This is a genomic window from Gordonia humi, assembly GCF_014197435.1.
In the GTDB taxonomy this organism is placed as follows: Bacteria; Actinomycetota; Actinomycetes; order Mycobacteriales; family Mycobacteriaceae; genus Gordonia; species Gordonia humi.
The window spans coordinates 774,250-789,221 of sequence record NZ_JACIFP010000001.1; the positions used below are offsets into that span (position 1 = coordinate 774,250).

General features: G+C 67.3%; 12 protein-coding genes and 1 pseudogene. 7 read left to right on the forward strand and 6 right to left on the reverse strand.

The genetic code is table 11. The annotated features are described in order from the left end of the window. The first annotated feature begins 20 nt into the window (after positions 1–20). Positions 21–1,742 (forward strand): DUF5635 domain-containing protein, encoded by a 1,722-nt coding sequence (locus BKA16_RS03455; protein WP_343067267.1) that lies wholly within the window; start codon positions 21–23, stop codon positions 1,740–1,742. Between the two features lie 90 nt (positions 1,743–1,832). On the opposite strand, the gene BKA16_RS03460 is transcribed toward BKA16_RS03455, so the two are convergent. Next, entirely contained in the window at positions 1,833–2,894 is a 1,062-nt protein-coding gene (locus BKA16_RS03460) for a DUF2804 family protein (RefSeq protein WP_183369361.1), read from the reverse strand. 210 nt (positions 2,895–3,104) lie between these two features. On the opposite strand from BKA16_RS03460, the gene BKA16_RS03465 reads away from it, so the two are divergent. The 3 genes from BKA16_RS03465 to BKA16_RS03475 all read left to right on the forward strand — a co-directional run bounded on the left by BKA16_RS03465 (position 3,105) and on the right by BKA16_RS03475 (position 6,970). After that, on the forward strand, positions 3,105–4,769 hold the full coding sequence (locus BKA16_RS03465; RefSeq protein ID WP_221246740.1) for an NAD-dependent malic enzyme: 1,665 nt from the start codon (positions 3,105–3,107) through the stop codon (positions 4,767–4,769). Next, positions 4,766–6,205: a class II fumarate hydratase gene (gene fumC / locus BKA16_RS03470; RefSeq protein WP_183369363.1), complete on the forward strand. Its 1,440-nt coding sequence runs from the start codon at positions 4,766–4,768 to the stop codon at positions 6,203–6,205. Before BKA16_RS03465 ends, fumC begins: the two co-directional genes overlap by 4 nt. Positions 6,206–6,331: 126 nt before the next feature. Continuing rightward, positions 6,332–6,970, forward strand: coding sequence for a YoaK family protein (locus BKA16_RS03475; RefSeq protein WP_183369364.1), 639 nt, complete (start codon positions 6,332–6,334; stop codon positions 6,968–6,970). Here BKA16_RS03475 and BKA16_RS03480 read toward each other — a convergent pair. Further along, positions 6,918–9,041 carry an FUSC family protein gene (locus tag BKA16_RS03480; protein WP_183369365.1) on the reverse strand — a complete coding sequence of 708 codons (2,124 nt, stop codon included), beginning with the start codon at positions 9,039–9,041 and terminating at the stop codon, positions 6,918–6,920. The two genes, BKA16_RS03475 and BKA16_RS03480, sit on opposite strands and share 53 nt — an antisense overlap. Before the next feature lie 75 nt (positions 9,042–9,116). On the opposite strand from BKA16_RS03480, the gene BKA16_RS03485 reads away from it, so the two are divergent. Continuing rightward, on the forward strand, positions 9,117–10,304 hold the full coding sequence (locus BKA16_RS03485; protein WP_183369366.1) for an acyl-CoA dehydrogenase family protein: 1,188 nt from the start codon (positions 9,117–9,119) through the stop codon (positions 10,302–10,304). A 3-nt stretch (positions 10,305–10,307) separates the two neighbouring features. Here BKA16_RS03485 and BKA16_RS03490 read toward each other — a convergent pair whose 3' ends face one another. After that, a complete protein-coding gene (locus BKA16_RS03490; RefSeq protein WP_183369367.1) occupies positions 10,308–10,637 on the reverse strand; it encodes a YnfA family protein in 330 nt (109 codons plus the stop codon). Positions 10,638–10,721: 84 nt separating this feature from the next. On the opposite strand from BKA16_RS03490, the gene BKA16_RS03495 reads away from it, so the two are divergent. Further along, positions 10,722–11,117, forward strand: a complete 396-nt coding sequence (locus BKA16_RS03495) for a nuclear transport factor 2 family protein (protein ID WP_183369368.1) — start codon at positions 10,722–10,724, stop codon at positions 11,115–11,117. 121 nt (positions 11,118–11,238) lie between these two features. Here the strand turns inward: BKA16_RS03495 and BKA16_RS03500 are convergent. Continuing rightward, positions 11,239–11,884, reverse strand: a pseudogene (locus tag BKA16_RS03500) (hypothetical protein). A gap of 68 nt (positions 11,885–11,952) precedes the next feature. Between BKA16_RS03500 and BKA16_RS03505 the strand changes: the two are divergent. Next, positions 11,953–12,534: a TetR/AcrR family transcriptional regulator gene (locus tag BKA16_RS03505; protein ID WP_183369369.1), complete on the forward strand. Its 582-nt coding sequence runs from the start codon at positions 11,953–11,955 to the stop codon at positions 12,532–12,534. 36 nt (positions 12,535–12,570) lie between these two features. Here the strand turns inward: BKA16_RS03505 and BKA16_RS03510 are convergent, their stop codons facing one another. Together BKA16_RS03510 and BKA16_RS03515 are read right to left on the reverse strand one after the other, a co-directional pair. Beyond that, positions 12,571–13,251, reverse strand: a complete 681-nt coding sequence (locus tag BKA16_RS03510; protein ID WP_183369370.1) for an SDR family oxidoreductase — start codon at positions 13,249–13,251, stop codon at positions 12,571–12,573. Positions 13,252–13,270: 19 nt separating this feature from the next. Beyond that, positions 13,271–14,950 (reverse strand): TPM domain-containing protein, encoded by a 1,680-nt coding sequence (locus tag BKA16_RS03515; protein ID WP_183369371.1) that lies wholly within the window; start codon positions 14,948–14,950, stop codon positions 13,271–13,273. Positions 14,951–14,972 lie beyond the last annotated feature (22 nt).

Here is a 14,972-nt window from a genome sequence, read left to right on the forward strand (position 1 = left end):
CAGATGGGGGAGGTGTCGCCGTGTACATCACCGGTGTCGACCGTCGACGTGAACTGGAGCAGACCGTCGCCGGGCTGCTCGCGTCGGCCGTCGACGGTCGCATTCGCTCGACGAAGGAGACTCAGTCGGTCGACTTCAAGGAGGAGGCCGGACGGCGCAGTGGGCGGGGAGAGATCGATCCGGGGCTGTCGAAGAATCCCGCCGCTGCGGTTGCGCTCGGCGACGAGGTCGCATGCATGGCCAACTCGCCGGGCGGCGGTGCTCTGGTCTACGGCGTTGAGGACGGGACTGGGGAGATCATTGGGACCGAGCTCGACGTCGACTGGCTGAGGGACACGATCTTCGCGAAAGTCGGTGTGGCGCCGGATATCCAGATCGAGACAGTAGAGGGGCACCGCCTGCTGGCGGTGTACGTGGCCGAGGCGCGTGAACCAGTAGAGGACACCGGCGGTCGTATTCGCTGGCGTGTCGGGGACGCTTGTTCGCCGGTCGATCGATCGGAGTGGTGGGAGCACAGGGAGCGAGCATCGCACGCGGACCCGATGGCTGCACCGTCCCATCGAACGATGGACGATGTTCGGGCCGGCGCGATGGAGGTGATTCGAAGTTATCCGGGCACCGGCGACGGGACCGATGAGGAACTTCTTCGCCGACTCGGTGCACTGCGGTCGGACGGAGCGCTGACCCAGGCGGGAGCATTGCTGGTCGCCCCGATGGACCGAATCATCATCGAGTTCACCGAGTTCGACGTTCCGGGAGGATCGGTGACGAACCGTGCCGCCCCGCGGGCCGAGACTTCACTTCTCGAGCAGCTGGCCGAGACGGAGAGAGTGGTCGCGGCAGTCAATACGTCGATTACGATCGAGCGGGGCATCCGGCATGAGGCGTTGCGCCGTATTCCGGAGCTGTCGGTACGTGAGGCGCTGCTCAATGGCGTGGTGCACCGTGATTGGAATCGATCGGAGCCCACGGAAGTCCGTTGGTTCGAGGCCGACAGTATGCTTGTCGTCTCGAGCCCAGGAGGCTTTCCCGGAGAGGTCACGGCTTCGAACATCTTGAGTAATCGTGAGGCGCGGTACCCGGCGCTCGCAGATCTGTTCCGTGCCCTCGGGCTCGTGGACAAACAAGGCGTAGGTGTCGACCGAATGTATCGCGAGATGATCACCATCGGGCACCGTCCGCCGGAGATCGTCGAGGCCGCTGGCACGCGTGTGGAGTGCACTCTGGTCGGCGGGCGTCCCGTCTATCCGGTGATGGAATGTGTCCGGGCCATCACTCCTGCGGAGCGGCAGAAGGACTACCGCATCGCGATCATCCTGTACGAGCTGATGCATGCGTCGTTCGTCACGACGGCTCGCGTGCAGCAAGCGCTTCAGTCGTCCGCAGAGGCTGCGCGGGTGGCGATCGAGGCAGCACGGCAGTCGACCGTCGAGTCGGAGGCGCTGATCGTCAAACACAAGAAGGCATGGCTTCTAGGTGGCTCTGCTCGTCGGCGGCTGGCCTCCGCGTACGACGGAGACAGCGCGTTTCCGATCGTCTCCTATCTGACGACGGACATTGGAAACCAGTCCGCGGCGGCCTTGGACTGGGTCGACACCTTCAGCGCTATTACGACCGGTGATCTGCAGGCGCTGACCGGAACAGCGCGGGGCACCGCCAAACGCACCTTGGATGCGCTCGTCGACGACGATCAGCTGGCCACCGCTGGATCCGGCCGATCGAGCCGTTACGAGCGACCGTAGCGAGCGACGTGGGATCTCACACGGTCCGGCCCATTGGCCGATTCCTTGTCAGATTAGCGGCTTCGTAATCTAACAATCCCCACGTCAGACCTAGATCGTGATGCGCTTCTGCTCCCCGACGCCGAACATTCCGTCGACCGACAGCGTCGCATCGCGGCCGTGGATGACGCCGGAGAACCAGCCGTACGGCGCGTAGTACTCCGCGAGGGCCTTCATGGGACCGACGTGCATCGTGGAGCGGACCGTCGGGGTGAACGTCACGTCGACGGCGCCCTGATCGTCGCGGGCGTGCCACGGTCCCCACGGTCCGTCGGGTCGGGTGAAGGTCACCGGCGGCAGTCGGTGCAGCGTGTCGCCCATCCAGATCGCGTTCTCGTTGTACGTGGCCGGATCCCGGATCTGGTTGTCGGTGAGGTTGAATCCTTCGACGACGCCCGTGTCGCCGCGTCGTGCCGCGGTGATCCAGTCGTAGCGCATGGGGCGCGGATAGTCGCCGTGGTGGTCGTCCAGTATGAGGAAGCCGCGGTCGTCGTCGAAGCCGATCCGCTCGTCGTCGATCACCAGTGAGCCGTGCATCGGCATCATCGCCTTGTGCGAGTACAGCGCATCGGTGTCCGAGAACGGATGCACGATCACCAGGTGCGCCGCCTCGTCGTCATCGCAGACTCCGGTCGCGTGCAGGGCCATGGACGGCGCGTCGCCCCGAGCGTCGCGCACGGCGTCGACGGTCACCAGACCGTCGTCGATCTCGTTGCCGATGGCGATCCGCAGTCCGGCGAAGTCGCCGTGCGACGAGGTGCCGCTCAGGCCGCGCGCCACCGACAGCATCGGCGACGGCAGCCTGGTCTCGAAGCGCGCGATGGTCGCCGCGTGCTTGTCGACGACGAGGACCTGCAGCAGCCCGAGCGACTTCGCGTTGTAGACGGCGCCGAGGACGAAGTGATCGTCGTCGCCGAGTTGGAACGCCTCCCACTCCTTGAGACCGAAGTCGCGGGCGATGCGACGTGCGCCCGACAGCAGTCCGGATCCCGCGGCGTCGAGCGGGTTGATCCTCGCAATCGGGCCGTCGTAGGTACCGAAGGCGTAGCGGCCGTCAGTGACCAGGGCTGCGGGCGGCGCGGTGGCCGCCGGGGGGAACGTCGCGGTGGTCATGCCTCATTGTGACCACACGCCCTGATCCGCTGTCACGCGGCCGCGCACTGTGGTGCAGGGAGCGTGCTCATGTTCGTGCCCTCAAGGGATGGTTACTGTGCCCGACTTGTCCTTAAGACGAGCGTCTTCGGAGAGGTGGCTCGAATCTGTAGTCGAGGGCCGGGCGGAGTCGCTCGGACCGTCGTATGCGTTCACATTCGTATTCCGTCCATGGAGGAGCAACTCATGCCGCAAAGGCCCCCTGTCAGTACCGATCCGCTGCGCAACCGTGGTACTGCGTTCACCGTCGAGGAGCGTGCGAATCTCGGCCTGGTCGGGCGACTGCCCTCCGCCGTGGAGACTCTCGACCAGCAGGCCGAGCGGTGCTACCGACAGATCAGCAGCTACTCCACCGACCTGCAGAAATACACGTATCTCGACCAGCTGCACGACCGCAACGAGGTTCTCTACTACAAGGTGATCGTCGATCACCTCGCCGAGATGCTGCCCATTGTGTACGACCCCACGATCGGCGACGCGATCAAGCAGTGGAGCAACGACTACCGGGATTCGCGGGCGGTCTACCTGTCCATCGACCGGCCCGACGATGTGCGTGAGTCGTTCACCGGTCTGGGCCTCGGCCCCGACGACGTCGACCTGATCGTCGTATCCGACGCCCAGGAGATCCTCGGCATCGGTGACTGGGGCGTCAACGGAACCGATATCTCGATCGGCAAGCTCGCCGTGTACACGGCGGCCGCGGGTATCGACCCGTCTCGTGTGGTCGCGGTGAACCTCGACGTCGGCACCGACAACGAGATGCTGCTGAACAGCCCCGAGTACCTCGGCAACCGCCACGCCCGCATCACGGGACAGCGCTACGACGACTTCATCGACCTCTACCTGCGCACCGCGTCGGAGTTGTTCCCGAACGCGCTCCTCCACTTCGAGGACTTCGGACCGAGCAACGCCCGCCGAATCCTCGAGGACAACCGGGACTCGTACCGGATCTTCAACGACGACATGCAGGGCACCGGCGCGATCGTCATGTCGGCGGTGTTCTCCGGTCTCAAAGTCACCAAGCAGACTTTCGCCGAACAGCGTCTCCTGGTGTTCGGTGCGGGCACCGCGGGCACCGGCATGGCCGACCAGATCAGTGCCGCGATGATCCGAGACGGGCTGACCGCCGAGGAGGCCAAGGCGCGCGTGTGGCTCGTCGACGTCAACGGTCTGGTGACCGACGACATGGCCGATCTGCCGAATTACCAGGCCGCATACGCGCGCCCGGCCGCCGAGGTCGCCGACTGGGCGCGCACCGACGGTGTCATCGACCTGCTCACCGTTGTCACCGAGGTGAAGCCGACCGTCCTCATCGGCACGTCGACGATGCACAACGGCTTCCCGCAGGCGGTGGTCGAAGCACTCGCCGCCGGGGTCGAGCGGCCGATCCTGTTGCCGTTGTCGAATCCGACCGAGCGCATCGAGGTGATGCCGGCCGACGCGGTCCCGTGGACCGACGGCCGCGCACTGATCGCCACCGGCATCCCGGTGGATCCGGTGAACTACAACGGGGTGGACTTCCACATCGGTCAGGCGAACAACGCGCTGCTGTACCCCGGACTCGGTCTGGGCACCATCGTCTCCGGCGCCGCCCGCGTCACCGACGGGATGCTTCTCGCCGCCGCGAAGGCCGTCGCCGACCAGGTCGATCCGACCGGTCTCGGGGCATCACTGCTGCCCGACGTCGACAATCTGCGGGCGTCGTCGGCGACCGTGGCTCTCGCCGTCGCCAAGCAGGCGATCGAGGAGGGCGTGGCCACCAAGAGCCACGACAACCTCGTGCAGGCCGTGGAGGACGCGATGTGGCAGCCGATCTACTCGGGGAACCCCGAATGAGCGACGACACGGCACCGGAGGTACGCGATCTGCCGATCGGTATCGACGCCGCGGGAACGCGCCACGAGACCGACTCGATGGGCGGCATCGACGTGCCCGCCGACAAGTACTGGGGCGCGCAGACGCAGCGTTCGCTGCAGCACTTCTCGATCGGTAACGACAAGATGCCGGTCGAGGTCTACCGCGCCTACGGCTACGTCAAGAAGGCCGCCGCCCGGGTGAACGGTGCGGCGGGCCGCCTGCCCGCATGGAAGGCCGACCTGATCGAGAAGGTCGCCGCCGAGGTGATCGACGGGGATCTCGACGAGCACTTCCCGCTGTACGTCTGGCAGACCGGGTCGGGCACGCAGTCGAACATGAACGTCAACGAGGTGATCAGCAACCGCGCGATCCAACTCGTCGGCGGGACGTTGGGCTCGAAGGATCCGGTTCACCCGAACGATCATGTGAACATGGGTCAGTCGTCGAACGACTCCTTCCCCACCGCGATGCACATCGCGGTGGTCAAGGAGTTCAGCGAGCGGCTGCTTCCGGCGATCGAGGCGCTACAGGCCGCTTTCGCTGCGAACTCCGCCAAATGGAGCGACGTGGTTAAGATCGGCCGCACCCACCTGCAGGACGCCACCCCGCTGACTGTCGGCCAGGAGTGGTCGGGCTACGCGCGACAGATCGAGCAGGGCATCGAGCGGCTGAAGAGCTGTATGGAGGGCCTGTACGAGCTCGCGTTGGGTGGCACCGCGGTCGGGACGGGGCTGAACGCACCGGAAGGCTTCGACGTCGAGGCGGCCGCCGCGATCGCCGAGCTCACCGGCTTCCCGTTCGTCACCGCCGAGAACAAGTTCGCGGCCCAGGGCGGACTGGACGCGATGGTCGGGGCGAGTGCGGGTCTTCGCGCGCTGGCCGTGCCGCTGATGAAGATCGCCAACGACATCCGCTGGCTGGCGTCCGGACCCAGGTGCGGCTTCGGCGAGCTGACCCTCCCGGCGAACGAACCGGGCAGCTCGATCATGCCGGGCAAGGTCAATCCGACCCAGTGCGAAGCGATGGTGATGGTCTGCATCCAGGTGCTGAGCGAGGACTCCTGCGTGGCCTTCGCCGGTTCGCAGGGCAACTTCGAGCTCAACGCCATGCGGCCGATCATCATCAACAACGTCCTGCACTCGGCGCGCATCCTCGGCGATGCGGCCGTGAAGCTGCGCGAGTACTGCATCGAAGGAACCGAACTGCACGAGGAGCGGATCGCCGAACTGCTCGACCAGTCGCTGATGCTCGTCACCGCGTTGTCGCCGGTCATCGGATACGACAAGGCGTCGGCGATCGCCCACAAGGCGAACAACGAGGGCTCGACGCTGCGCGAAGCGGCACTGGCGACGGGATACATCGACGCGGCCACGTTCGACGACGTCGTCGACCCGCACAAGATGATCGGTCGGTAGAAGACGGCGATCGGTCTCGATCACGCGTGGAGTCCACCGCGTGGTCGAGACCGACGTCGTCGTGGGGGCAGATCGGACGGTGTCGGGTGCGCCGCGCCGATCCAAGCGGTATGCGAGGTGGTGCGAATGACGACGGTCGCCGACACGAAGAGGTCGGACGTCTGGCTGGGATGTTGCCTGCTCGGCCTGGCGGGCATGGTCGACGCAGTGGCGTTCATCGTTCTGAAGGGGACGTTCGTCGCGTTCATGTCGGGCAACACGACGATCGCCGCGGCGTCGTTGGCGGGCGGCGACTGGCACTTCGTCTGGCTCACGGTTCTCCTGCTGACGCTCTTCGTCAGCGGTGTGGTCTGCGGCGCGGCGATCAGTCGGTGGGGCGGGGACGCCGCCCATCGGACGGCCATGGTCCTGATCACCGCGGTGACGGCGGCCGGCGCCGCGGTGGCCAACACGGTCTCGGAGACGGCGGGTGTCATCGTGATCGCGTTCGCGGCAGGCCTGGTCAACGCGGTGCTGGCGTCGAACACCGACGTGCACGTGGGATTGACCTTCGTGACCGGCACCCTGGTCAAAGCCTCCCATCAGCTCGTCGACGGGATCGGGACGGTCCATCCGTGGGCGTGGCTCAAGACGTTCGGGTACTGGGCGGTGTTCGCGGTCGGTGCGGCGGCGGGTGGTCTGGTCTATGCGTGGTGGCACGCGGTCGCGCTGATCATCGCCGCCGTCGTCGCAGCGGTCGCCTGTGTGCTTCCCCATCGGCGATAGGCCACGCACTCTCGCGGATGCGACCGAGCTGCTGCAGGGAGGCGCTCATCTCCGACATCGCCAGCACCGCGCCGAACCGCAGCGACATGCCGTCGACGTCGATGCCGTTGACGCCGTCGAGTGCCGTCGTGTCGGCCTCGGTGTCCGACGTGTCGGCGGCGACGAGTGTCTCGCACGCCGCGGCAGTCTGCGTCCGGAGTGCGGCGACACAGGCGTCGATCGTGGCGGCGTCGGCTCCGGTGAACACGTCTCCGGAGCGGTTGAGGCGCACGGCGACCTCCGCGAGGCGCTCCGCCTGTGTGCCCGCGTTCCGGATCAACGTCGTCGCCTTGCGTCGCAGTCGACGGTTGTCTCGATCGGCGAGCGACATCTCCATCAGTGCGACGAACGATCTCAGGTCGTCGTGCGCGATGCCGAGGGCGTTCGCCGCGGCCACCACATCGTCGGCCCGACCGGCTCCGGTCATCGCCCGACCGGACCGGGCGAGCAGCGTGTCGAGCGAATCGAAGTATCCGCGGAGCTTGGACTCCAGAGCGGGGCGCGAACTCGTCGAGAAGATCACGAACGCGGCCACGACGCCGATCGCGGCGCCCGCCGCGGTCTCCTCAATGCGCCATTCGAGGACCTGGCGGTTCAGGACGCCGAGGAGGCCGTACATGGACGCGATCAGCACCGTCACGAAGAACGCCATGAACGCGTAGTTCAGGGGTCCGAGGTAGACGATGAAGAAGACGCAGATCACGCACGAGATCGCGAGCGTGTAGTCCAGTCCGTCGGCGAACCAGGCGATGCCGAATCCGACGACCACGCCCAGCGCGGTGCCGAGGACGCGACGGTACGCGCGAGTGAGGATGGCGCCGCGGGTCGTGGTGCCGACGAAGACCAGGAACGCGGTCAGGACGGCCCAGTACCAGCGGCTCGCGGAGATCAGTTCGCCGACGAGGGTGGCGAGCGTCGTCGCGATGGCGACCTGCACCGCCATCCGGGTGGTGGGCGCCCACGAGTCCCAGAAGTGACGGTGCGGCGTCGGCACGGACGGCGGAGTGGACATCGGCGCGGCGGGCGCCGGGGCGGTGTCCGGTTCCGGATCAGGGGTCCAGGTCGGGTCGGTGAGCGCACGTTGCAGTGTCGACTGCGAGAGGACCGCCTTGGCGAGCACCGTCCGCACGAACGTCGGGTCGTCGGCGAGAGCGGACTGGGCGTCGGCGAGGGCGTCGGCGGGTGCGCCGCGACCATCCGAGCGCACCGTCCGGTGCAGGGCGTCGACCAGGTCGCGGTGTCGTTCCGTCGGGGGGCGGGCGGCGATCTGCAGGCACGCCTGCACGGTGTCGGTGCGCGCGTCGAAGACCAGCCGGGACAGTTCGGCTTCGTCGAGGCCGGTGCAGTCGCGCGTGTCGTACCCTTCCTGCCAGCCGTGGACCGCGACGGAGACGCCGCTGATGCGGTCGAGCGCCTTCTGCAGCGCGGGCGACGATCCCTTCTCCGCGGCCGACAGCCCGGTGTCGCAGGCACCGCGGAACTCCCGCATCAGCACACGCAGCTCGTGTCGCGGGAAACCGTGCAGCAGGATCAGCCGGACCAGGACGTTGCACGCGGTCGTCGCGACGACGATCAGTGCGAGGACGCCCAGGTCGTCGACGCTCGGGCGGATGATCAGCCCGAAGAAGCCCGCGATGAACGCGACCATGCCGATCGCCGTCGCGCGTGGACCGTAGCGGCGTACCCATGTAGCGGCGGTGCAGACCGCCACGAGGAGGGCGATCTCCACATACCGCCACTGATCGAGCAGGGCGGTGGCGGAGAGCATCGCGAGGGCGGGCAGTGCGAGCAGGGCGGCGGTCGCCAGTCGTTTGTGCGCGGTCGCGTCTTTGACGCTGAGACCGCCGATCATCGCCAGGAACGATCCGACGGTCACGTACTCGGTGGACGCGTGCATCAGGCGAGTGATCCCGATCGCCGAGCCGGTCGAGAGGAGGACGGCGGAGGCGATCGCGATCGCATTGGTCAGGCGTACCCGCCCGGGATCCGATCCCGCCAGGGCCCGCACGGGATTCGCCGGTAACGACAGCATAGTTTCGATTGTGCCGTATCGGACGAGTTCGCAATGACTGTCGACATCGACCTTACTCAGTAGTAAGATAACGCCATGGCTATCAACCTTGAGCTCCCGGAGAAGCTGAACTCCACGGTCGAGCGCGCCCGTCTCGCTGCCGAGCACGTCTTCCGCCCCGTCTCGCGCAAGTACGACAAGGCCGAGCACGAGTACCCGACCGAACTCGACGAGCTCGGCAGGATCGCCAAGCAGGCCCGCGGCGGCGACAAGACGGCCGACTCCGATGACGCGGACGCGGAGACCGTCAACGGTGCGAATCTCCGGTCGGTGCTCAACGCGCGCGAACTCAGTTGGGGCGACGTCGGATTGATGCTGTCGATCCCCTACCAGGGCCTCGGGAACGCGGCGATCGCCGCGGTGGCCAATGAGGAGCAGCTCGAACGCTTCGCCGACGTGTGGGCCGCGATGGCGATCACCGAACCGGGCTTCGGCTCCGACTCGGCCGCCGTCTCGACCACCGCGGTGCTCGACGGCGACGACTACGTCATCAACGGCGAGAAGATCTTCGTGACGGCGGGCTCGCGTGCCGATCACGTCGTCGTATGGGCGACGCTGGACAGGTCGGTGGGCCGTGCGGCGATCAAGAGCTTCGTCGTGCCGATGTCGACCGACGGTGTGACCGTGGCACGACTCGAGCACAAGCTCGGCATCAAATCGTCCGACACCGCCGTCGTCCGATTCGAAGATGTGCGCGTTCCGGCGGAGAACCTCCTCGGTTCACCGGAGATCAATGTGCAGAAGGGTTTCGGCGGCGTCATGCAGACGTTCGACAACACCCGCCCCGTCGTCGCGGCGATGGCCGTGGGTCTCGGTCGGGCCGCGCTCGAAGAAGTGCGTCGCATGCTCGAGGAGGCGGGCCACGACATCGACTACGACCGCCCCGTCGCGGCACAGCATGCGGCCGTCGCCGAGTACATCCGCCTCGAGTCCGACTGGGAGGCGTCGTGGATGCTGACCCTGCGTGCGGCGTGGATGGCCGATAACAAGCAGCCGAACTCGACCGAGGCGTCGATGTCGAAGGCCAAGGCCGGGCGCACGGTCACCGATCTGACGAACAAGGCCGTCGAGATCGGTGCGACGGCCGGCTTCTCCGAGACGCAGATGCTCGAGAAGTGGGCGCGCGACTCCAAGATCCTGGACATCTTCGAGGGCACTCAGCAGATTCAGCAGCTGATCATCGCTCGTCGCGTGCTCGGGAAGAGCAGTTCCGACCTGAAGTGACCATCACGTGCGCGGCACGTACATGATCACCGCTACCCCGGCCAGACAGATGAGGGCGCCTATCACGTCCCATCGGTCTGGCCGGTAGCCGTCTGCGACCATGCCCCACAGGAGCGAACCGGCGACGAACACGCCGCCGTACGCGGCCAGGATCCGTCCGAACTCCGAGTCCGGCTGCAGGGTGGCGACGAATCCGTACGCGCCCAACGCGATGACGCCCGCGCCGATCCACAGCCAGCCGCGGTGCTCGCGCACACCCTGCCAGACGAGCCAGGCGCCGCCGATCTCGGCGACGGCGGCCAGGGCGAACAGAAGCAGGGATCGGAGCACCATGGCGTCGATCCTGCCAGTTCCCTGGCCCGTCGCCGGAACCCCTGCTAGCGTCAAACTAGAACACGTTCCAATTCAGGAGTTTTCATGACCGCTGAGCAGCACGAAGCAACCCTGCCGCAGAAGATCGCCGCCGTCGTCGACGCTTATATCGATGCGCTGAACAACGGGTCCGCCGACGACATCGCCGACCTCTACGCTGCCGGCGCGACCGTCGAAGACCCGATCGGTGCGCCGCTGCGCACCACCCGCGCCGAACTCGTGGAGTTCTACGGGATCATCACCGGTATGCCGCATCGCGATGCGACGCTCGCGTGGAGCAAGATCGCCGGCGACACCGCGGTCTTCGAATTCACCCTGGTCACCGGCACCGACGACGGCAAGTTCTCCATCACACCCGTCGACGTCATGGTCTTCGACGACGACGGGAAGATCGCGTCGATGCGGGCTGTCTGGGATCCGGCGGATCTGACGCAGGTCTGAACCGTCGCGTGGCGGAGTCCCAGCACTGCCGCGTGCCGCGATGATCGATCACCCGAATCCGCGAGACCCGTAGCGGTCGAACCGCGGGAACGTGGCATCGACTGTCTGACGGACACCCTCGTCATCGGCCCGCGAATCGGTTCGCGATCGCCGTCGCGAGTTCGGCGGGAGCCTCCTCCGGTGTGTAGTGATTCGAGTCTGGAAGCTCGACTACCGCGAGGTCGGAGAACATCGCCGACAGCCGACGGATGGACCTCTGCGCGGGGAACACGCGGTCGCGTAGTCCCCATACCGCGAGGGCCGGTCTGTCCCCGAGGACCTCGGGCACGGTGCGAGTCAGCTCCTCCAGGAGCGGGCGAGCCGCACAGATCTCGGTGGGAATCACCGCGAGCCCGGCGCGTGCGCCCGGCGGCTGGACGCGACGATAGTGGTCGGCTTCGTCTGGCGTCATCGGTGGTCCGGCCCGGCCGAGCAGGACTCTCTCGACGAGCATGTTGTTCTCGACGATCCTGCGCTGCATCGATCTCGTACTCATCGCGCGGCTGAACACTCTGTTCGGCAGCGCATCGATCGGCCACAGCGCGGTGTCGGTGAGAGCGACACCGACGACCCGATCCGCACGGGCGGTCGCAGCTGGGAGAGCCGTGACAGAAGAGAATCGGCGGCCCGCTCCCCTCGTCGACGTAGTGGACGCGTCCAGCCGACGAGGAGAACCAGCGTGACTGGAAAGGGTAGAGCGTTCGGTCGATCTCGACGTCGATCATCATGGGAAGCCCCTCGGAGTCGCCTCATCCGCAGATGTGTCCCGGTAACGCTACACCTGTAGTATCGATACATGGTGCCAGAAGCGAACTCGAACTCACGAAGAGACCTGATCGCGGAGAGTGCGATCCGCATCATCGCTCGTGACGGCGTCCGAACTCTGACGCATCGTGCGGTCGATGCGGAGGCAGGCATTCCGTCGGGGTCGACGTCCTATCACGCTCGGACCCGGTCGGCTCTGCTCGGCATCGTCGTCGATGCGCTCGCGGATCGGACCGTCGACGACGCGCTGCTGATCGCCGTCCCGGACGCGATGTCCATCGACGATGCGGCAGATGCGATCTGCGGTCTCGTGCGGGCGCTGGCCGCTCGGCGCGACGATATGCGAGCGCGGTATGCGCTCGTGCTCGAACTGGACGACTCCGACCTCCGGCAACGCCTGACGGACCGCGGACCGGTCCATGACGTGAGCACGACCGTCGCCCGGCGACTGCTGCGCTCCGCCGGACTGGCCGCGACGGACGCCGACGTCGAAACCGTGATCGAGCTGACCGACGCGCTGGTGCTGCAGTGGACGATCGCCGATCGGGAATCGCCGTGGATGCGCCGAATCGTCGTCGGCCACCTACGGGGCGCGGGCGTCGGCGACGGGTGACACGGCTTCGGCCAGAGCGCCGATCGGCGGCGCGCGTCAGCGCCTCGTCGGCCGCAGCACCACATCCGTCGGATGAGCATCGGCGGGGGTCGCGATCGCCTGGGCGACGGCGGCCGCGACGGTCTCCGGGGTGAGGAAGTTCGCCGCGTCGTACTGGTCTCCCTCCCGGGCGACGATGTCCCGCTGCATGTCGGTGTCGATCCGGCCGGGAAAGATCGAGGTGACACGCAGGGACGGCTCTTCGGCGCGGAGCCCGTCGGCCAGTGCGCGCAGACCGAACTTGCTGGCCGCGTAAGCCGTCCATCGCCCATTGACCCGCATGCCCGCGCCGGAGTTGATGAAGACGACGTGACCGTCGCCCGATGCGCGCAGCGCGGGAAGCAGCAGACGGGTCAACTCGGCGGCCGCCACCAGGTTCACGTCGAGGATGTATCGCCACTCGTCGACCGGTGTGTCGGCGACGGCCTCGAGGCTGCTCATCGCACCCGCGTTGTGCACCAGGACGTCGAGGGAGTCGATCGATTCGACCGCGGCCTCGACCGCCTCGTGATCGGTCAGATCGACCGGGAGGGTCACCGCGCCCTCGAGTTCGGTCGCGAGGTCATCGAGTTCGCTGCTCCCCCGACCTCCGAGCAGGAGATCGTGCGTCGGATTCAGCGCGCGGGCGATCTGAACTCCCAGGCCGCGACTGGCACCGGTGATCAAGGCGGTAGGCATGTGTGTGATGGTCCTTTCGTCAGCGCCGGTCGCCGACGCCGATTCGGCCGGAGCTCGACGATCCGCCGAACGACGCGGGACTGCGTCCGCCGTGGCTGTACCCGCCGTTGTGCATGGCGCCGTTGAGCACGGTGTCGACGAGCACTCCGGACAGGACGGGGGCGAGGTCGCCGTATTCGCCGGACGACATCCCCTGCGTCATCAGCCATTCGGCGACGTCCACGCGCGCGGCGTCGACGGCCTGGGCGGCGAGATCGGATGAGCGCGCGGCGGTTCCGTGCGACGCGTCCTCATCCGATTCGGCGAGGTCGGCGGCCTCGTCGGCCAGTCGGCGCGCCTCGGACAGGCGGGTCAGCGCGATCGAACCGATCACACCGCGACGCGTCGCGATGTAAGCGGAGGCGGCGCGGACTCGTGCGACGACGTCTGAGAGCTCGGTCGACTCGGTGAGAACGTCGGCGTCGTCCGCGGCGTCGAGGAGCCGACTCGCCTGGTCGAGGGCGCCTTCGGCCGAACGGATCGCGCCGATCACCGATCCGTGCTGGTCGGCGGCCGCGGCGTCCCTCCCTTGCGCGATGCAGTCGTCGGCGAACCCGACGTGGTCTCGAGCCAGGACGATGTTGTCGGCGACCGTGACCGGCACGGCCGACAACTCGCCGAGACCGGTCTCGACGTCTGGAACACGGGCGGCGACGGCCGAACTCCGTTCCGCGAGAGCGTCGAGCCGGGACGTCGCGTCGTTCGCCAGATCCCGTACCGCGTCGAATGTCGGCACCTGGCGGTCGAGCATCGCGTCGGCGTCCGAGCAGGTCGTGATGATCTCGACGAGCAGTCGACGATGCTCATCGGCGTCGGTGGCGAGGCCGTCGTCGATGCGTTGACGCAGCGCGAAGGAGGCGGCGAGCGCGGCCCGGGCGGCCGCGACGGACTCCGCGTAGGGTGCGACGGCACCGGCGCCGAACTCGCCGACGGCCGCGGCGACCTCGTCGGCGCTGGTGCGGACAGCGCGATCCACGGTGGTCAAGACCTCCCGCGACCACGGTTCGAGTTCGTGGAGGGGCCGTCCGGCGAGCTGGTCGGCCGTGAACGACGCATCCGGCTGGTTCCGGGTGCTCCGGCTGCGCGCGTACAGGAGAAGACCGAATCCGGCGATCAGGATCACCGCGACGATGACCACGGTGACGATCGTCCCGGTATGGGACGTCTCCTCGCCGCCGACGTCCTCGAGATCGTCGCCCACGGTCACCGCGGCGTCGGCGAAGCGCCCGTCCCGCACCGCGGGGGCGAGATCGTCGTCGATGATCTTCTGGATCTCCCCGCCGGTGAGTCCCTCCACCTCGAGCGGAGCCTGAAGATCGAACTTGCGCTGGTCGGTGGCGATCGCCAGAATGACGTCGTGCGCACCGAAATCGCTCTTGGCGACGGTCTGGTCGGTCCAGTCCCGCGGTGACAGCCCGCCGAAGTCGTTCACGAACACCACCCAGTAGGCGATGTCGTGAGCGGACTCGACGCCGTCGACGGCCCGCTGCACGTCGGCCAATTGCGCGCCGGAGAGCGCACCGGCCGGATCGACCACCTGCGTGGGCAGATGAAACGGCTCCTTGGCGGCCGCGGGAGCCGCGATGACCGCCGCGCCGACGATCACGGTGAGGAGCGTCGAGACGAACGCCGGGACCCGCCGGATATGAACAGACGACATGGACACAATCTACTGTCTGGGT